This is a genomic window from Frankia sp. AvcI1 (assembly GCF_001420875.1).
In the GTDB taxonomy this organism is placed as follows: domain Bacteria; phylum Actinomycetota; class Actinomycetes; order Frankiales; family Frankiaceae; genus Frankia; species Frankia alni.
Genome location: NZ_LJFZ01000025.1, coordinates 68802 through 87032, shown reverse-complemented (window position 1 = coordinate 87032; position 18231 = coordinate 68802). Strand labels below are relative to the sequence as shown.

Below are 18231 nucleotides of genomic sequence, written 5' to 3'. Positions count from 1 at the left end.
AACGGTTGCACACGGTGTTTTGCCTGGTGACGGCGAATCCCCGCGCACCGGCGGCCTCGACGGCCGTGCGCGGGGATCGTCGCATGTCCGCGCCGGGGCGCGGGGGGGCCCGCGCCGGGGCGCGGGGGGCCGGGCGCTGGTACCCGGGAGCCGCGTCAGGCTGGCGCCAGGGCCTGCTCGAGCTCCTTGATGTCGTAGTAGTCGCGGATGACGGAGATCAGGCCGTCGGCGTCGAAGGTGAACACGCCGCACCAGTGCAGGACGACGGACCGCCCGCCCATGGTGAGGCTGTCGAGCCGTTCGGTGAAGACCACGGTGTCGGTCGAGGCCACCGTGACCAGCTCGTACTGGAACGCCGAGTACAGGGCGGCCTGACGGTCGAACTCCGCGCGGATGGCCGGACGTCCGACCACCGCCGGCTGCCACGCGCTGACGTGGTAACGGGCGTCCGCGGCGACGTAGGAGGCCGCCGCGTCATAGTCCCGTTCGACCAGCCGGTCGAGGAACTGGCTGACCAGAAGCTCGTGCTTGTCGCTCACTCACACTCCGTGATGGGTCGATGGGGGTGGCGGCCCGGTGGCCCGGCGGTGAGGCCGGGCCACCGGGCCCGGGGCTCAGGACTTCGCCTGCTCGCGGTACCTGCGCGCGCTCTCGAGCTGGGGGTGGTGGTTGCGGTCGTACTGCTCGATCCACTCCTTGGGCAGGGCGCCCCACGCCGGGCCGACGCGCAGCCGCTCGCCGTCGTGGAGCTGCTCCGCGGCGACGACGTCGGCGACGAACAGTGTGCTCTCGTCGATGTCGAGGGAGTGGACCACCCGGCCCTCGACGTAGCTGAGCGCGTCGAGCAGGATCGGGGTACCGGTGACACCCGGCTTCGTCCGGAACTGGCTGATCTTGTCGCCGTCACGGCCGGAGCTCCCGCCCAGGCCCATGAGGATGTCGAGGGAGATCGCGAACTGCTCCTCCGGGGTCGCCGCCAGCAGGTGCATGGCGAAGACGCCGGACTCGAGGACCAGGTCGTGGGTCAGGTTGTACTTCGTGAGGCTGATCGTCACGCGTGGCGCCTCGGGCACGATGCTCGCGGCTCCGGCCGACAGCGACATCAGGCCGTTCGCCCGGCCGTTCAGGATGGTGGTGACCGCCACGGGGAACGGCCGCAGCCCGTTCAGCGTCGTGGCGGCTGCCTTCAGGTCCAACGTCATCGGGACTCCTCGCGTGAAGCCGGCACGGGGGCCGGGCGGGCGGGGCCGCCGCGGGGACCGTCATCCGGTTGCCCGCCGGCCGCCCCGGGCGGAACGTCGTGAACGGCGGCCCCGCCGCACCGTCCGGCAACGGGAACGGCGTGACCTGCCACACGTGGCACGTTATGCCACCTGCGGCATGTTCTGCAAGAGTCCGGCGGCCGTCTCTGACAGCTCGTACACGGATCTCGAGCGCGAGTTCGACGTCGCGTGAGACCGGTCGGCGCTGGCGTCCATCGGTGGGCGCCGACGGGTCGGGCAGCCGGCGAACCGGGCGGAAATGTATCGTGCGTCTGACGAACACGTCACGGCTGTGGCGGCTGGCGCGCCAGGTCCGAGGGAGTGGTGAGGTGTCGGGACACCCGGCGGGGCAGCACGACGAGGGTCGGAACACGGGCGGCGCCGACGGCGGCTCCGTGGGTCCGGGGGACGGCGGGCCGGGGGGCCCCGCGAGCGCGGGTGACGGCGGATCGGGCGGGGGCGCGGGTCGCTGCCGGGCGATCCTGTCGGTGCCGGCAACGGAGGAGAAGCGGATCCTGCGCGCCTTCGACCGGGGCGCCGACGAGCTCGTCTTCGATCTCGAGGACGCGGTGGCGCCGCAGCGCAAGGACGACGCCCGCGCCCTGCTGGCCGGGGTGCTCGCCGAGGTTCTCGCGGGGCCCCGGGCAGGCGGGGTCGGGGTGTCCGTGCGGGTGAACGCGATCCGGTCGCCGTGGTGCCATCTCGACATCGCGGCCTGCGTGGGGGCCGGTGACGGGCCGCTGTCCCTCGTCGTCCCCAAGGTGTCGGACGCGGGCGATCTCGCCTTCGTCGAGCGGCTGCTCGACGGGATCGTCGCGGCCACGGGGCGCACGGCACCCGTGCGGGTGCAGGCGCTGATCGAGAACGCCGAGGGCCTGTCCCGGGTGGCGGAGATCGCCGCGCACGGCGGCCGGCTGGAGGGGCTGATCCTCGGGTACGCCGACCTCGGCGCCTCGCTGGGCCGGGCGCCGAGCACACCGCCACAGCGCTGGCTGTACGTCCAGGACCAGGTGCTCACCGCCGCGCGCGCCCACGGTCTGCGGGCCATCGACGGGCCCTATCTCGGCACCGCCGACGACGCCGGGCTGCGCGCGGCCGCCGAGCACGCCCGGGAGCTGGGCTACGACGGCAAGTGGGTCATCCACCCGGCGCAGATCGCCACCGTGCGGGAGACGTTCACCGCCGGGCCCGAGGAGGTCGCCCGCGCCCGGGCGGTGCTCGCGGCGCTCGAGGACGCGCACCGCCGCGGCGCCGGCGCGGTCGGTCTCGACGGCGAGATGATCGACGAGGCGCTGGCCGTCGCCGCCCGCCGAACCCTCGCCCGCGCGCAGTAGCTCGCCTGCCCTGGGGCCTCCCGGGCTCAGGCGGCGGCCTCGGTCACGGGGCCGGGCTGGGTCACGGGGCCGGGCTGGGTCAGGCGGCGGCGTGGCCGATCGGTCGGCCGTTGAGCAGGCCCCGCTCGATGACGGTGCCCAGCAGCGCGGCGGCCTCGTCGGGGGTCTTCGGCGGGGCCATGTTGACCGCGGTGTCCGGCAACCGTTCGAGCAGGCAGAAGAACACCAGGCCGGCGACGTCGAGGTCGAGGGGATAGGTCCGCTCCACCTGTTCGAGCAGGGCCGCGTAGTCGGCCCACATCTCGTGCCCCACCTGGCGGCGCACCACGTCCAGGCGGGGGTCCTGCGGCGCCGCCTCGATCCAGGTCCGGGTGACCCCGACGTAGCGCAGGTGGAACGCGACGAAGTCGGAGAGCCAGCCGCGCAGCCGGCCGAGACCCTCCGGGCCGAGNGTGATGCCGCGGATCTCGACGCCCAGGCGGGTGCTGACCGCCGACGCCTCGGCGCTCAGCGCCAGCAGCAGGTCCAGCTTCTCGTCGAAGTACTTGTAGAAGGTGCCGCGGGCCAGGCCGGCCGTCGCGACGATGTCGTCGACGAACGAGAGGTGGTAGCCGCGCTCGGCGAAGCACTGGATGCCGGCGTCGAGGATCTGGCGGACGGTCGCCGACGCCCGTGGGCTCAGGGAGGCGAACCGCTCGGTCACCTCGGGCACCGGCGGGGACGGGACCGCGGCCAGCGGTGGGCGACGCACCGGGCGGGGGGCGCGCGCCGACCCGACACCCTCGGCCCCGAGCTGCGCGAAGGCGCTGGCCGGGGTGTGCGGGAACAGGATGAGCTGGAGCACGACGGCGAGGTTGTCGACGAGCTTCTCGACCGGCAGCCCGTCCCCGAAACCGCTGTGCCGGAAGTAGTTGAACCGGTTCACCAGGGTGGTGAGCGTCATCGCGGCGTCGACGGGGTCGATGCCCTCGACCTGTGAGGAGACCAGGCGCTCGGCGATCCGGTCGTAGTACGACTCCAGAAAGCCGCTGATCATCNGCCGGAGCGACGTGCGCGGCGAGTCGACGTTCGCCCACTGCACGAACATCGTGGCGTACTTGTCGTAGACCCAGGCCCACTCGCCGAGCCACCAGTGCAGATTGTCGAAGCCGAGAGCGGTGGGCCCGAGCGGACCGATCCGGCGCACGACCCGCATGAGGGCGCCGCCGCACTCGTTGAGCAGCTCGACGAATATCGTCTCCTTGCTCTCGAAGTACTGGTAGAGGGTGGCGCGCGAGACACNGGCCGCGGTGGCGATCTCNTCGACCGACGTCCCGTGGAAGCCCTGCGACTCGAACAGGTCCAGCGCCGCCGTCACGATGCGCGCACGAGTGCGGGTGNCGCGCGCGCCGACCACGGGACTGGTCGGACCGTAGCTGGCCCGTCGGAGGATCTCGTTCTCGGACATCTATGNCAGAGTATGCGATCCCCTCCGGCGTGGTAGTGGCACCTACCCGGCTGGGCGAGTCGGGCTCGCGACGACGGCGGGCCGCCGGAATGCCGGGTATCGAGGGTTGGCGGGGGNCTTGCGTCCAGCCAGGCCGATCATCTAGATAGCCAAGTCTGTTGTGTTACAGGAATACATCGTGTCAGAAATTCGAAATAGGACGGACCAACGAGGACGGACCCTCCCTGGCCGCCGAGGCTCGGCCGGCTGNGGCACGGGGTCGACGCGCGCCGGCCGGGCCCCCTCCCGCCGTCCCGGCCCGGGACCGGCGAGGATACGGGCGGTCGAGGACCGGGCGCGGGGACGCGGGGGACGAGGACGCGAACGGTTCCCCTCGGTCCCGCGGACGCGGCCCGGCGCGGACCGGCACCGACCGGCGCGGAGGGGAGCGGGACCAGAATGCAGGCATGGACAACGAGGATGCTCGCATGAAGGCGATGAGTTTCGAGGAGACCGGCGGCCCTGAGGTCCTCCACCTGGTCGACGTGCCGCAGCCGCACGCGGGGCCGGGGCAGATCCGGATCGCGGTGCGCGCGGCCGGCGTGAACCCGGTCGACTGGAAGATCCGCAACGGCTCGACGCTGCGCACCATCCCCGTGCCGCTGCCGCACATCCCGGGCCTGGAGGCAGCGGGCGTGGTCGACGAGGTCGGCGCCGGCGTCGAGGGTGTGTCGGTCGGTGACGAGGTGTTCGGCGCGGCGCAGAACGCCTCGGCCGAGTACGCCGTGCTCGACGAGTGGGCGCCGAAGCCGCCNGAGCTGACCTGGGCGCAGGCCGCGGGCCTGGCGATGGCCGTCGAGACCGCCGCACGCGGCCTCGACCTGCTCGGCATCACCGCCGACCAGGGGTCGGGGACCGGTCAGGAGCTGGGGGCCGGTCTGGAGGCGGCGGCCGGGTCGGAGCAGGGCGGGTCGGCGTCGGCCGGGACGACGCTCCTGGTCAACGGCGCGGCCGGCGGCGTCGGGCTGGCCGCCGTGCAGCTCGCGCAGGCGCGCGGGGCGCGGGTGATCGGCACCGCCAGCCGGGACAACCAGGAGTACCTGCGCTCGCTCGGCGTGGCGGCGACGGACTACGGTCCGGGCCTGGTCGACCGGGTCCGGGCGCTGGCCTCCGACGGGGTCGACGCCGCCCTCGCGGTGTCGGGCGAGGGGGCGCTGCCGGATCTGATCACGCTGACCGGCAGCCCGGACCGGGTGGTGTCCATCGGCGACGCCACCGCGGCGGACCACGGCGTCCGGTTCACCACCGGGGCGGAGGGGCGGGCCTTCTACTCGCTGCGGGAGGCGGCGACGCTCGCGGCGGCGGGCCGGCTCACCATGCCGGTCGCCCGGGCCCTGCCGCTCGCCGAGCTCGGCGAGGCGCACCGGCTCAGCGAGGCGGGCCACGTGCGCGGGAAGTTCGTCGTCGTCCTCGACTGAGCGCGTCGGGCGTGCCGGTGGCGGCGCGGACCGCCCGGGACGAGGCTGCGACGCGGGCGGCGGTAGGGTCGCAAACGGAGGATCCTCCGGTACATCTGGTTCCGCTGGATCCACCGGCACCTCGGCGCTCACCGGCGCGCCACGTGCGCCGGGATCGGTCCCCATCCGACGGGAAGGACGGCCATGGAAATCGGGCTGCACGTCTCCGACTTCACCTGGTCCGGCGGGCCACAGACCCTCGCGCAGGACCTCACGCGCGTGGCGGTCGCGGCCGAGGACGCGGGCTTCTCGAAGCTCAGCGTCATGGACCACGTCTGGCAGATCGGCATGATCGGCCCGCCCGAGCACGACATGCTCGAGGCCTACACGACGCTCGGCTACCTGGCCGCGCGCACGACCCGCATCGAGCTGCTCGCCTGGGTGACCGCGGTCGTCTACCGGGAGCCCGGACTGCTCGCGAAGCTCGTGACCACGTTGGACGTGCTGTCCGAGGGCCGGGCGTGGCTCGGCATCGGCGCCGCCTGGAACGAGCCGGAGGCGCGCGGTCTCGGCCTGCCGTTCCCGCCGACCGCCGAACGCTTCGAGCGCCTCGAGGAGGCGCTGGAGATCATTCTGCAGATGTGGAGCGGCAGGGACGCGCCCTACAGCGGTCGGCACTACCAGCTCGAGCGCACCCTCAACGTGCCGGCGCCGCTGCGCCGGCCGCACCCGCCGATCCTCATCGGCGGCAGCGGCGAGAAGAAGACCCTGCGCCTGGTCGCGCGCTACGCGCAGGCCTGCAACCTGTTCGCCGGTCCCGACGTCGAGCACAAGCTCGACGTGCTGCGCGCGCACTGCCAGGACGTCGGGCGGGACTACGACGAGATCGAGAAGACGGTGATCGGCCCGCTCGACCCCGGGCCCGGCGGCGAGAAGATCGACGCCCTGCTCGCCGAGATCCAGCGGCTGGCCGGGCTCGGCGTCACCCACTACCACGGGTCGGTGCCGGGCGTGGACACGCTGCGTCCGCTGGAGCTNCTCGGCGAGCGCCTCATCCCGGCGGCCGCCGAACTCTGAGCCCAGAGGTTCGGAGCTCAGGGGCGCAGGAGTTCAGGGGCACAGAAGTTCAGGGGCGCAGAAGTTCAGACGTCTAGGCGGGCGCGGGCGTCGTCGAGCGCGGCGCGGGCGCCCGCCCACGTCTGGCCGATGATGTCGGCGACCGCCTCGACCCGTCCGATCCGGCCGGCCACCTGGCCCGTGTTCGCCATGCTGGCCGCCAGGTCGCCGGCGAAGTACAGCGTCGGGATGCCGTCGAGGCCCACGTCGGCGCGGCCGGCGGCCAGGGCCCGCTCGGCGGTGGGGGTGCGTAGGACCCGCATGGTCGGCAGTCCCCGCACCGACAGCATCACGGTGGCGGTCTCGTCCGCGCCGACGACAGCGTTCTTGAGGTTGTCGTGGATCGGCGACTCCGCGGACGTCAGCATCCGCGTGCCCATCTGCACGCCCTGGGCTCCCAGGACGAGCGCCGCGGCCATCGACGGCCCGTCGCAGATCCCCCCGGCGGCGATGATCGGCAGGTCCAGGCGGGAGGCGACCAGGGGCAGCAGGACGAGGGTCGACGCGGCCTGCGGGTTCTTGAACCCGCCGCCCTCGACGCCCTCGACGATCACCCCGTCGACGCCCGCGTCGGCGGCTTTGAGCGCGTTGCGCAGGCTGCCGACGACGTGGAACACGGTCATCCCGGCGTCCTGGAGCCGCCCGGTCATCACCCTGGGGTCGCCGGCGGAGGTGATCACGGTGCGGATGCCGGCGTCGGCGAGCACGTCGACGGTGGCGGGTTCGTTGCGCGCGGCCAGCGCGATGTTCGCCGCGACCGGCGCGTCGGTGAGGTCGCGGACCCGCTTGAGGTCCTCGCGGCCCTGCGGCGAGGTCGTCTCGATGACGCCGAGCGCGCCGGCGTTCGACACGGCCGCGGCGAGCTGAGCCCCGGCGATGTAGGTCATCGGCGCCTGGACGATCGGGATCCGCACGCCGAGCAGCGCGGCGAGCCCCGCGGGGGAGCGGATCGGGGCGGTTGGTACTCCATCGACGGGCATGAGGCGACTCCCGGGGCGCGCAGGGCTGCCGACAAGGGCCAGACCATAAACAGGTCGAATCGTAGGCCTGCGGGTTCCCACGCTCGACCGGTTGCCTTCGGGTGGAGGCGGGCGATCCGGGGTACTGATCGAGACATGTTCAGGTGGTTGCAGCGGGTGTCCGGGCGGGGCCGTGGCCGGGCGGCGGACAGCTCGGCGTGGAATCCGACCGGCTGGTGGTGGTGCCTCGATCACGGGCGGGCGGAGAACCCGCCGGACTCGCCGGGACACCGCCGCCTCGGTCCCTACGACAGCGCCGAGCAGGCGGCGCACTGGCGGGAGCGGTTGGACGACCGCAACGAGGCCTGGGACGAGTCCGACCGCCGCTGGACCGCCGGCCGCTGACCCGATCCGCTCGCTGACCCGATCCGCTCGCTGACCCGATCCGCTCGCTGACCGGACCCGACGGGGCCGGCGGCTCAGGTCGGGTCGGGCCGGGGGCCGTCGACCTCGGCGGAGCCGGCGAGGCGCAGCTTGCGGGCGGCCCGCTCGTAGAAGGTCGTCCGGCCGAGGCGGACGACCCCCGCCGCGCCGGGCCGAGGGTGCAGCTCGACCGTCGCGCCGGCCTCCAGATAGTCGTGCACCCGGCCGTCGACCTCGACGGCGAGGCGCGCACTGCCGGGCAGCACGTCGAGGGCGAGGGCGTCGCGCACGGACAGCACCACCCCCCGGTTGAACGCCGAGTGCGGCGCGGCCGGGGTGACCAGCAGCGCCTCCACGGACGGGCTGACGATCGGCCCGCCGGCCGAGAAGCTGTACGCCGTCGAGCCCGCCGGGGTGGAGACGACGACGGCGTCGGCGGCGTAGCGGACGAAGGGCCGGCCGTCGACCCGCAGCGCCACCGCCGCGCTGCCGCCGTGCCCCGGTACCCGGACGACGGCGACGTCGTTGAAGGCGCTCACGGTCGTCGCGCCGATCCGCGCGTCGACGGCGAGGCGCGGCTCCACCGCGTACTCGTCACGGTCGATCGCCGTCAGCGCCGCCGCCAGGTCCGGCACGTCGACCTCCGTGAGGAAGCCGAGCCGGCCGAGGTTCACCCCGAGCACGGGGGCCGTGCGCCTGTCGGCCAGCCGCATCGCGCGCAGCATCGTCCCGTCCCCGCCGAGGCTGACCAGCAGGTCGCTGCGCTCCGCCAGCTCCTCGGCGGGCACCGCCACCGCGGCGCACCGAAGCCGCTCGATCTCGTCGCCGATGCCGAGCACGGCCACGTCCCGCTCGGCGGCCCAGTCCAGGACCGCCCCGACGGCCTCGGCCGAGTCCCGCCGCGGATGCAGCACTATTCCCACCGCCCGCACGACCCTCCCGCCCTCCGCGCCACTCGCACCGTCCGACCCTGCGCCCTGCCGCTACGCCGACCCGGCCGACCCACCAACCCGCCGATCCGCCCAACCCGCCGGTCCGCCCAACCCGCCGATCCGCCCAACCCGCCGATCCGCCCAACCCGCCGGCCAGCCCGGCCGACCGGCAGACCCGCCGACCCGTGCCCCACCGATCGTGCCCAACCCCGCTCTGCCCACCCACAGGTGTTGCGCCGGCTCTGCCGTCACGGGGCGGCGGGCATGCCCTCGGGCAGCCAGGGGCGCGGCTCGGCGGGTTCGGCGGGGTGCTCGTCGACCAGGGTCAGCCCGAACCAGCCGACGTCGTGCCAGGCGCCGAGCTTGTACCCCACGTCGGTGAACACCCCGATCGGCCGGAAACCTACCGAGGTGTGCAGCGCGACGCTCGCCGCGTTCGGCAGGGTGATGCACGCGTACAGGTTGAGGTAGCCCAGCGTCCGGACCTGCGCGATCAGCTCGTCGTAGAGGCGGCGGCCGAGCCCGCGCCGGTGGTGCCCGGCCGCCAGGTAGACCGACGTGTCCACCGACCAGCGGTAGGACGCCCGCGTACGGTGCGCGCTGGCGTAGGCGTAGCCGACGATCTCCCCGCCGGCCTCGGCGACCAGCCACGGCCGGCGGGGCGAGGCGAGCATGCGCGCCTGGAAGTCCGCCGGCGTCGGGAGCTCCTCCTCGAAGGTCGACGGCGATCCGGCGACGTAGGGCGCGTAGACCGCCCGGATGCCCGCCGCGTCGGACGGGTGCGCTGCCCTGATGGTGACCATGCCCCCGGATCCTCCCTCGCCCCGGCCCCCCGGTGCGGACCGCACCGGTGACGGTCACGGGGGTCGTAACGGAACCGCGCTCCGCAGCGCCCCCGCTCCGCAGCGCCCCCGCACCGCAGGCCTACCCGCCCGCCGGGCCGATCCGGACTACTCCGTACTACTTCTCGAGGCCCGTCCCGGTTCCGCGGCCGAGGGCCGATGGCGTGCCGGGGCTCGCCGCGGCGGCCCGGGGAGCCGGCGTGCCCGAGGATGTCAGCAGCTCGGCCAGCAGGTCACGCAGGACCGGCAGGCCGTCCTCGCTGAGCACCGACTCGGGATGGAACTGCACCCCGGTGAACGCCGCCCCGCGCAGTGCGTGCACCGACCCGTCGGTGCGGTCGAGTGCCAACCGGACCGGACCGTACGCGGTGGCGAGCTCGTCGCTGTCGGCCATCGCGGTGAAGGTGGAGTAGAACCCGACGCGACAGGGCCGGCCGAACAGGTCGATGGTGCGCGCGAGCCCCTGGTAGGGGGCGTCGCGACGGTGNAGCCGCAGCCCCAGCAGCCCGGCGAGCAGCTGGTGGCCGAGGCAGACGCCGAGCAGCGGCCGCCGCGCCGCCAGCCGATCCGCGATCACCCGGCGCATGGTCGCCATCTTCACGTCGGAGACGTCGTCGGGGTCGCCGGGCCCGGGCCCGGCCACCACCAGGTCGAACCCCGCNCCACCATGGTCGCCGTCAGCCGCACCGGGATCGCCGCCATCCGCTCCGAGATCGCCGCCATCCGCTCCGGGATCGCCGCCAGCCGCACCAGGGCCGACCGCCTGCGCCCCAGGGCCGCCGCCATCCGGTCCCCGGCCGCCACCGTCCGTGCCCTGGACAGGCTGTCCGGCCGCCTGGTCCCACGGCCGGAGGGTGACCGCGAGGCCGAGCTCCCGCAGCAGGTGGGCGAGCATGCCGGCGAAGCTGTCCTCGGCGTCGACGATGAGGGCGCTGCGGCCGGTCAGCGCGGGCACCGCGGCCGTCCCCGGCTCGCCCCGCCGCAGCCAGAAGGGGGCGAGGTGGGTGTTGCGGGCGGCGAGCGCCCCCGCTATGCGTGGATCCGCCGCAAGCGGCACGCGCGGACCGTCCGGCGAGGGCTGGCCGAGGTCCCGCCGCGAGTCGGTGGCGTCGCGGACGGTGGGTGGGAGGCTGGTGGGGAGGAGGCTGGTGGGGCTGGTGGGGAGGGGGCCGGCGGGTGGGCGCAGGCCGAGGGCGGCGAGGATGCCGGCGGCCTTGGTGTAGGTCTCGGCGACCTCGCCCGCGGCGGTGGAATGGCGGACCAGCGTCGCCCCGACGGGCACCCGCAGCCGCCCGTCGGGGGTGATCTCCGCCGTGCGGATGAGGATCGGGGCGTCGAGCGTCTGGCGGCCGGCCTCGTCGCGGCCGAGCAGGGCGCACACCCCGCCGTAGTAGCGCCGTCCCCGGCGTTCGTGGCGGGCGATGACCCGCAGGGCGTTGTCCAGCGGGCTGCCGGTGACGGTCGGGGCGAACATCGTCTCGCGCAGCACGTCGCGCACATCGGCGTCACCGCGGCCGGCGAGCAGGTACTCGGTGTGCACGAGGTGGGCCATCTGCTTGAGCTGCGGACCGATGACCTCGCCGCCGCGCTCGGCGACCCGGGCCATCATCTTCAGCTCCTCGTCGAGCACCATGTACAGCTCGTCGATCTCCTTGGGATCGGCGAGAAACCGCAGCAGCGCCGCGGGGTCCGGGCCGGTGGCGGGCAGCCGGTGGGTGCCGCTGATCGGGTTCATCATCACGAGCCCGGCCTCGACGCTGACGTGCCGCTCCGGCGTGGCCCCCACCAGCGTCCGGGTCCCGGTGTGGACGAGGAACGTCCAGTAGGCGCCGCGCTCACCGAGTAGCAGGCGGCGCAGCGCGGCGAGCCCGGCGGCCAGCGGCGGGGNGTCGAGGTCGGCGGAGTAGACGCGGTGGATGACGAAGTTCGCGCCCTCGCCGCGGCCGATCTCCTCCCGCAGCACCGTGGAGACCGTCTCGGCGTACTGCTCGTCGCTGAGGTCGAAGTGCCCGCCGGTGGCGGTGATCGCACGGTCGGGCAGCGCGGCGAGGGCCGTCGCGAGCGGGATCCGAACGTGTTCGTCGACGCGCAGGCACTCCAGCGGCATCGCGTCGTCGACGCAGGTCAGGCCGCGTTCGGTGAGCTGGCGGTGGGGCACGAGGGCGAGCGTGCGCGGCCCGGCGGGACCGGCGGCGGGCAGGGGGAGGTCGGCGAGCCGGTCGACGACGTCGAGTTCGCCGCGCAGTACGTCGAGATGGTCGGCGCCCTCGCGGCGCAGCAGCGCGAACGGACCAGGTTCGCCGCCGGCGCCGGCGGTGGCGAGCAGGGAACGGAGCAGATCCATGATCATGGCCTCGTGGGGTCGGGCGGGCGCCGTGGGCGACGGCCGTCCCTCGCCGTGTCGAGGTGACGATGGCGGCCGCCGGGGTGGGCGGCCGCGTGCGTGGACTACGCGCGCTGGGTGCGGACCGCCGATGTGGCGGCCCACCAGAGACTCCGGCGCGCGGGCATGCGGTTACTCTAGCGTGCCGTCGGCCGCGGTCCATGCGTGCGTCCTGTGGTCCCCGGTTGCCCCGTGGGCCCACCGGCCGCGTCTGGTCCTGGTGGCGGGTCCTGTCCCCGGCGGCGGTCCTGGCTGGGTGGATGTGGTGTTCGGGCGGAAACCCACCTGACCGATCGGTATGCTGACGACCGTGAAGTTCGTCGTGCTTTCGCTGATCGTCAATGCTCCGGACCCGCACACGGGCGTGACGATGAGCCAGCACGACTAGCTCGCCAGCGTCCTGGACCAGGCGGCGCTGGTCGAGCAGCTCGGCTACGACGCCTACCAGATCGGCGAGCGGCACGGCGCCCCGTTCCTGTGCTCGTCGCCGGCGGTGCTGCTGACCGCGGTCGCCGCCCGCACCCGCCGGGTCCGCCTGCTCACCGGGGTCACCGTGCTGAGCATCCACGACCCCGTGAAGGTGGCCGAGGAGTACGCGCTGCTCAACCACATCAGCGGCGGCCGGCTCGACCTCGTCATCGCGAAGGGCAACCACGCGCCGCACTACGCGACCTTCGGGCTCGACCCGGCCGAGCAGTGGGACGTGCTCGCCGAGAAGTACGAGCTGCTGCGCCTGCTGTGGTCGCAGGAGAGCGTGACCTGGTCCGGGCGTTACCGGGAGCCCCTGGTCGACCTGACGACGCAGCCGCGCCCCTACCAGTCGACGATCCGGGTCTGGCACGGCAGCGCGACAAGCCGGCAGACGACGGAGCTGGCCGCGAAGCACGGCGACCCGCTGTACTCGGCCAACGGGTTCTTCAGGGTGGCCCAGTACCAGGACCTCATCGACCACTACCGCCAGCGCTGGGCCGAGCACGGCCATCCGGGCGAGCCCCTGGTCGGCAGCGGTTTCCCGGCCCTGCTGATCCGTAAGACCTCGCAGGAGGCCCTGGAGGCGTACCGGCCGTTCTGGAACGCCCAGCGCGCCACCCCCGCCGCCAAGCACAACAACTCGCCGTTCTGGGAGCTGGAGGAGTTCATCGAGCAGGGCTCCGCCCTCGTCGGCAGCCCGCAGCAGGTCCTCGACAAGATCCACCGGTTCACCGAGCTCTACGGCCAGCAGCTCACCGGCATCGGCGTCGACTCCCTGCCGGTCGCCTGGCAGCGTGAGCAGCTCGAATGGTTTGCCGCCGACATCGCCCCCGAGCTGCGCCGCACCTACCCCGACACCCTGTGGGAGTCCGAGCCGACGACCGACCCCACCGCCACCCCGGCCGCGGCTGACGCCCTTTCTGGGTAGGTGGCTGGCCCGGCCCCGGCGACTGGGGCGCACCCTCCTGCGGCGCGCCGGGGGTAGTCGTCGCCGGACGAGCAGGCTCTTGGCCGGGCAGGCGGCTGCCGACAGACGTCGACAGGGCCGTCAGGCGATCTCGAGGTTCAGCGATCGCACGAGGCCGACCAGCTCGTCGCGGTACAGCGTCGTGGGGTCGCCGGTCACCGAGCGGAGGTGGCCGTAGATCTCGAGGGCGACGGGGCCGTGCATCCGGCCCCAGACCCGGGCGGTGAGGGCGAGCCCGGCCGGCGGTAGGTCGGGGTAGGCGTCGCGCACGGCGGACACCATCGCCGGCGCGAAGTCGGACCACTGGTAGCCACTGCCGAGCTGGTCGGTTCGGATGCGCGGCCAGGCAGCGGCGACGAGGCCCGTGATGCCCAGGCAGGCGCGCTTGGCGGCCGCGGGGACGGGCCCGTCCGCCGGCGCCTGGTAGCCGGGCACGGCGTCGCCGTAGATCAGCCGGAAGCCCTGCTGGTTGGCCAGCGACCATCGACGGAACGCCTCGCCCCAGGCCACGATCCGGCCGCCGAGATCGTCGGGCGGGACGGCGTCGCGGGCCGCCTCCAGCTCGTCGATGACCGAGACGTACGTGTCGGCGATCAGCGTGGTGATGAGCGCGTCGCGGGTGGCGAAGTAGCCATAGATGGCACTGCCGCTCATGCCCATCGCGCGCGCGATGGCGCGCAGCGAGATGGCGTCGGGTCCGCCCTCGGCCATGTGCGCCAGCGCCACCGCCTGGATCTCCGCGGTCGTCTGCGCACGCAGCCGCGCGCGTCGACCCAACGTCTGCTCACCCACCCTTGACATCGTACAGCGCGCGAATAAAGTGCGGCTCATGAAAACCGAGCACCGCACGGAAATCGAACGGCCCTCGCTTTCGGTGGTCTCGACCGGTCCGTCGAGCGCCAGGGCAGTCCTGTTCGACACGCTGGGCGCTCCCGACGTGCTCTACCTCGACGACGTCGAGCTGCCCGAGCCCGGACCGGCCGAGGTGCGGGTCCGCGTCGAGGCCATCGGCGTCAACCGGGGCGATGTGCTCCTGCGCGCCGGCGGGTACTACTACGACGCGGTCCTGCCGCGCTCACGGCTCGGCACCGAGGCGGCGGGTGTGGTCGAGGCGGTCGGCGCCGGAGTGGACGGCTTCGCCGTCGGTGACGCGGTCAGCCTGGTGGCCAGGCCGACCGACGGCGGCATGTCGACCGACGGCGTCTACGCCGACCGGGTCAACGTGCCGGCGGCACGGCTCATCCGACGCCCCGACCACATGGATGCCGTGACCGGCGCCGCCGTGTGGGTGGCCGCCTTCACGGCCTACGGTGCGCTGGTCGAGGTCGGACGGATGCAGCCCGGCGACACGGTGGTGATCACGGCCGCGTCCAGCGCGGTCGGGCTGGCCGCGATCCAGCTCGCGAACTGTCTCGGGGCCACGCCCGTCGCCGTCACCAGGACNGGCGCCAAAGCCGAGCGGCTGNGGGAGATCGGCGCCGCGCACGTCATCGCCAGCGACGACGGCGCGGTGGTCGAGCAGGTGNACGCGCTCACCGGCGGCCACGGTGCTCGCCTCGTCTTCGACAGCGTCGCCGGCCCCGACCTACCCACGCTCGCGCGAGCCGTGGCCGCCGACGGCATGCTGATCGTCTACGGCTCCCTCGACCCGCGGCCTGCTCCCCTCCCGATGTGGTGGCCGGTCAACGTGTACGGCTACGCCGTCTTCCACCTGTTCGCCGACCCGGGGCGCCTCCGGCGCGCCGAGGCGTTCATCGGCAACGGCGTGCGCCGCGGAGTCCTGGCACCGGNGATCGACCGGACGTTCGACCTCAGCGACGTCGCCGCGGCACACCGTCGCATGGAGACCAACAACCAGATCGGCAAGATCGTCATCACCGTCGGGCACTGATGCGAACACCGATCAGAAGGAAGCGTCCGCCATGAGCTCGGCCCCCATCGACCCGGCCAGCGCCGCGCAGCTCGTCCAGGAACCCGACCACCGGCTGAGAGTCCCCGCCGGCACACCTGTCCCCGAGGTGGACCGCCCGCCGAGCCCGGACCGCCCGCCCACCCGCGTGCGGGAGCTGCGCCCAGCTCCGCGCCGGCCGGACGGCCGGCGCGACAGGCGCGGTGTCGAGTCGCCGGCGCGGTCAGCCGAGGGCGGCGGTGGCCTCGATCTCGACGAGGGCCTCCGGGCGGCCGAGGCCGGCAACCCGCAGGACCGTGACGGCGGTGGGATGGGGTCCCCACACCGGGCCGGTCGCCGCGTACGCCTCGGCGGGATCGACGTGCGCGGCTAGATAGACGTTCAACCGGGCGACGTGCTCGGGCCCCGCGCCGGCGGCGGCGAGCAGCGTGAGGACGTTGCGCAGCGCCTGAGCGGTTTGCTCGGCGATCCCGCCGGTGATGACGCCGTCGCGGTCGGTCCCGTTCTGGCCGCCGATGTAGAGGGTCCGGCCGGCCTCGGCCACCGTCGCCTGCGAGTAGGCGGGCGAGGAGTGCAGCTCCGGCGGGTTGAGATGGGTGACGGTGCTCATCGGTCTCGTTCCTCCTTGGGTGATGTCCTGACTCGAGGGTGACCGAGGGGGCGCCAGATCGGGCCGATGGCGGCGCCCTCGCCGAGGGTTCCTTCGGGCGTGGTTCTCGCAACTGTCGCCGTCCCGGCGGGGGACGCTGCGCGGACGTCGGGCCGGACCCGTTCTGCCCGGCGGCGGGGGCGCCCCCACCGCCGGGGCGACCAGGCGTGAGCATGCAGACACCCCGTGCCCGGCCAGCGGCCGTCACCTGCGCGGATGGTGGCCCGGCTCGGACTGGCATGGCCCGATCGCGCCAGGGTCATTTGTCGTAATTCGACCGCGTCGGGNACGATTCCACCATGCGTCCAAGGTGATCAACTCTCGGGCGCCGGCACCTGAGTCGTCCGACCGGGACAACGAGCCGTCGCACTCCACCTGCGGCCGCCCAGCCCGGTCCGGCCGCCCGCCGGCCGCCCGCGTCGGCGTCCGCGTGGCCACGCGGACGCACCGGATTGGCCCCGGTCCACCGGGACGCAGTCTCCATCTCTGTGCTGCACACCGGCGGCTGGCGCGTCGCCTCAGCGCGGGCACGGACCCGTCCGTGCCCGTCGCGCCCGCGCGCCGGTCGTCCGCTGGCCGCGTGCGGGCGCAGGCAACCGTCGCCGACAGATCGATGCCCTGTTCCTGAGCGTTGCCCTGTTCCTGAGCAAGGTGGGAGTTCGCATGCGCGATTTGCGCCAGACCCTCGGACGATCCCCGCGCGCGGCGGGCGAGTCGGCCGAGGCGTGGCGGGCCCGGCTGGCCGGCCGGTCGGCGGACGCCCAGCATGAGCTGCTGCTCGACCTGGTCGCGGCCCAGGTGGCCGCGGTGGCCGGCCCGGGCGCCGGCATCGTCGATGCGGAGGCGCCGTGGCGCGCTCTGGGGATCTACCGCCACATCGCCGAGCGGCTGCGGGCGGCGCTGGCCGAGCAGACGGGTCTGCGCCTGTCCGCCACCCTGTTCTTCGACCGGCCGACGCCGCGGGCCCTGGCGGACCATCTGCGCCGCGAACTGCTCGGGATCGGTGACGAGATCACCGCCGTGAGGCCGACCGCGGCGGGCCCCGCGGCGGGACCGCTGGCGGGTGGGGCCGCGGCCGGCGACGGGCAGCGGCCGGCGGACGACCCGATCGTCATCGTCGGCATGGGTTGCCGGCTGGCCGGCGGCGTCGACTCGCCGGAGGCGCTGTGGGAACTGGTGCACGCCGGGCGAGACGCGGTCGCCGGACTGCCCGACGACCGGGGCTGGGACCTGGCCGGGCTCTACGACCCGAACCCCGACCATCCCGGCACCGCCTACACCCGCCACGGTGGGTTCCTCACCGGCATCGACCAGTTCGATCCGGCGTTCTTCGGCATCGGCCCGCGGGAGGCCAACGCCCTCGACCCGCAGCAGCGGTTGATGCTGGAGGTCTCCTGGGAGGCGGTGGAGCGGGCCGGCATCGACCCTCGGTCCCTGCGCGGCAGCCGCACCGGCGTGTTCACCGGCGTCTCGCTGCAGGACTACGGGCCGGCCTGGCACACCGCGCCGCAGGACGCGCAGGGCCAGTTGCTCACCGGCAACGCCTCCGGGGTGATCGCCGGCCGGGTCNCCTACACCTTCGGGCTGGAGGGACCGGCGCTGAGCGTGGACACCCAGTGCTCCGCCTCGCTGGTCGCGACGCATCTCGCCAGCCAGTCGCTGCGCGCGGGGGAGTGTGACCTGGCGCTTGTCGGCGGGGTGACCGTCATGTCGACGCCGGGGATCCTGGTGGAGTTCAGCCGCAAGCGGGGGCTGGCGCCCGACGGACGGTGCAAGGCGTTCTCCGCCGACGCCGACGGCACCGGCTGGGCCGACGGCGCGGGCGTGCTGCTGCTGGAACGGCTCTCCGACGCCCGCCGCCGCGGCCACCGGGTCCACGCGGTGCTGCGCGCCACGGCGATCAACCAGGACGGCGCCAGCAACGGGCTGACCGCCCCCAACGGCCTGTCCCAGCAGCGGCTCATCCGCCAGGCGCTGGCCAACGCCGGCCTGCGGACCGCCGACGTCGACGCGGTGGAGGCGCACGGCACCGGCACCACGCTCGGCGACCCGATCGAGGCCCAGGCCGTCCTCGCGACCTACGGTCAGGACCGGCCGGCCG

At 74.0% G+C, this 18231-nt stretch carries 13 protein-coding genes and 9 pseudogenes; 8 read left to right on the top strand and 14 right to left on the bottom strand.

Annotated features, from left to right (window positions below):
- Positions 1-155 precede the first annotated feature (155 nt).
- Together UK94_RS22785 and UK94_RS22780 are read right to left on the bottom strand one after the other, a co-directional pair.
- Complete coding sequence (locus UK94_RS22785; protein WP_011604574.1) at positions 156-539, bottom strand: limonene-1,2-epoxide hydrolase family protein; 384 nt, start codon at positions 537-539, stop codon at positions 156-158.
- A gap of 75 nt (positions 540-614) precedes the next feature.
- Complete coding sequence (locus UK94_RS22780; protein ID WP_011604575.1) at positions 615-1202, bottom strand: flavin reductase family protein; 588 nt, start codon at positions 1200-1202, stop codon at positions 615-617.
- A gap of 389 nt (positions 1203-1591) precedes the next feature.
- Between UK94_RS22780 and UK94_RS22775 the strand changes: the two genes are divergently transcribed.
- Complete coding sequence (locus tag UK94_RS22775; RefSeq protein WP_235489297.1) at positions 1592-2596, top strand: CoA ester lyase; 1005 nt, start codon at positions 1592-1594, stop codon at positions 2594-2596.
- 452 nt (positions 2597-3048) lie between these two features.
- On the opposite strand, the gene UK94_RS62525 is transcribed toward UK94_RS22775, so the two are convergent.
- The 3 genes and pseudogenes from UK94_RS62525 to UK94_RS74740 all read right to left on the bottom strand — a co-directional run.
- Positions 3049-3539, bottom strand: a 491-nt coding sequence (locus UK94_RS62525; protein ID WP_235489354.1) for a helix-turn-helix domain-containing protein, incomplete at its 3' end; no start/stop codon positions are given.
- 95 nt (positions 3540-3634) lie between these two features.
- Positions 3635-3877 (bottom strand): annotated as a pseudogene (locus tag UK94_RS74745) (TetR/AcrR family transcriptional regulator); the annotation flags it as partial.
- A 20-nt stretch (positions 3878-3897) separates the two neighbouring features.
- The coding region (locus UK94_RS74740; RefSeq protein ID WP_268761567.1) for a hypothetical protein at positions 3898-3953 on the bottom strand (56 nt) is incomplete at its 3' end.
- Positions 3954-4489: 536 nt separating this feature from the next.
- On the opposite strand from UK94_RS74740, the pseudogene UK94_RS62515 reads away from it, so the two are divergent.
- From UK94_RS62515 to UK94_RS22760, 3 genes and pseudogenes are all read left to right on the top strand, one after another.
- A pseudogene (locus UK94_RS62515) lies at positions 4490-4836 on the top strand (alcohol dehydrogenase catalytic domain-containing protein); the annotation flags it as partial.
- A 1-nt stretch (position 4837) separates the two neighbouring features.
- Positions 4838-5500 (top strand): zinc-binding dehydrogenase (locus UK94_RS22765; protein WP_235489295.1); only part of this gene is annotated, 663 nt, incomplete at its 5' end.
- 183 nt (positions 5501-5683) lie between these two features.
- Positions 5684-6516: pseudogene (locus UK94_RS22760) on the top strand (LLM class F420-dependent oxidoreductase); the annotation flags it as partial.
- Positions 6517-6621: 105 nt separating this feature from the next.
- Here UK94_RS22760 and UK94_RS22755 read toward each other — a convergent pair.
- Positions 6622-7575, bottom strand: coding sequence for a nitronate monooxygenase (locus UK94_RS22755; protein WP_011604581.1), 954 nt, complete (start codon positions 7573-7575; stop codon positions 6622-6624).
- A 135-nt stretch (positions 7576-7710) separates the two neighbouring features.
- Between UK94_RS22755 and UK94_RS22750 the strand changes: the two genes are divergently transcribed.
- Entirely contained in the window at positions 7711-7959 is a 249-nt protein-coding gene (locus tag UK94_RS22750) for a hypothetical protein (protein ID WP_041939342.1), read from the top strand.
- A 74-nt stretch (positions 7960-8033) separates the two neighbouring features.
- On the opposite strand, the gene UK94_RS22745 is transcribed toward UK94_RS22750, so the two are convergent.
- The 6 genes and pseudogenes from UK94_RS22745 to UK94_RS62495 form a co-directional block, all read right to left on the bottom strand.
- Positions 8034-8891 (bottom strand): NAD(+)/NADH kinase, encoded by an 858-nt coding sequence (locus UK94_RS22745; RefSeq protein ID WP_235489292.1) that lies wholly within the window; start codon positions 8889-8891, stop codon positions 8034-8036.
- Positions 8892-9157: 266 nt separating this feature from the next.
- The gene (locus UK94_RS22740; protein WP_055751446.1) at positions 9158-9712 is read right to left on the bottom strand and encodes a GNAT family N-acetyltransferase; all 555 of its coding nucleotides are present in this window, start codon (positions 9710-9712) and stop codon (positions 9158-9160) included.
- A gap of 157 nt (positions 9713-9869) precedes the next feature.
- Positions 9870-10238, bottom strand: a pseudogene (locus tag UK94_RS62510) (chorismate-binding protein); the annotation flags it as partial.
- Between the two features lies 1 nt (position 10239).
- A pseudogene (locus UK94_RS62505) lies at positions 10240-10412 on the bottom strand (hypothetical protein); the annotation flags it as partial.
- Position 10413: 1 nt separating this feature from the next.
- Positions 10414-11638 (bottom strand): annotated as a pseudogene (locus UK94_RS62500) (chorismate-binding protein); the annotation flags it as partial.
- Position 11639: 1 nt separating this feature from the next.
- Positions 11640-12095, bottom strand: a pseudogene (locus UK94_RS62495) (chorismate-binding protein); the annotation flags it as partial.
- A gap of 439 nt (positions 12096-12534) precedes the next feature.
- Between UK94_RS62495 and UK94_RS22730 the strand changes: the two are divergent.
- Positions 12535-13533: an LLM class flavin-dependent oxidoreductase gene (locus tag UK94_RS22730; protein ID WP_268761566.1), complete on the top strand. Its 999-nt coding sequence runs from the start codon at positions 12535-12537 to the stop codon at positions 13531-13533.
- 120 nt (positions 13534-13653) lie between these two features.
- Here UK94_RS22730 and UK94_RS22725 read toward each other — a convergent pair whose 3' ends face one another.
- Positions 13654-14373 carry a TetR/AcrR family transcriptional regulator gene (locus UK94_RS22725; RefSeq protein ID WP_235489290.1) on the bottom strand — a complete coding sequence of 240 codons (720 nt, stop codon included), beginning with the start codon at positions 14371-14373 and terminating at the stop codon, positions 13654-13656.
- 1331 nt (positions 14374-15704) lie between these two features.
- Positions 15705-16091, bottom strand: coding sequence for a RidA family protein (locus tag UK94_RS22715; RefSeq protein ID WP_011604589.1), 387 nt, complete (start codon positions 16089-16091; stop codon positions 15705-15707).
- Between the two features lie 702 nt (positions 16092-16793).
- Between UK94_RS22715 and UK94_RS62490 the strand changes: the two are divergent.
- A pseudogene (locus UK94_RS62490) lies at positions 16794-17699 on the top strand (type I polyketide synthase); the annotation flags it as partial.
- A gap of 1 nt (position 17700) precedes the next feature.
- Positions 17701-18231, top strand: a pseudogene (locus tag UK94_RS62485) (polyketide synthase); the annotation flags it as partial.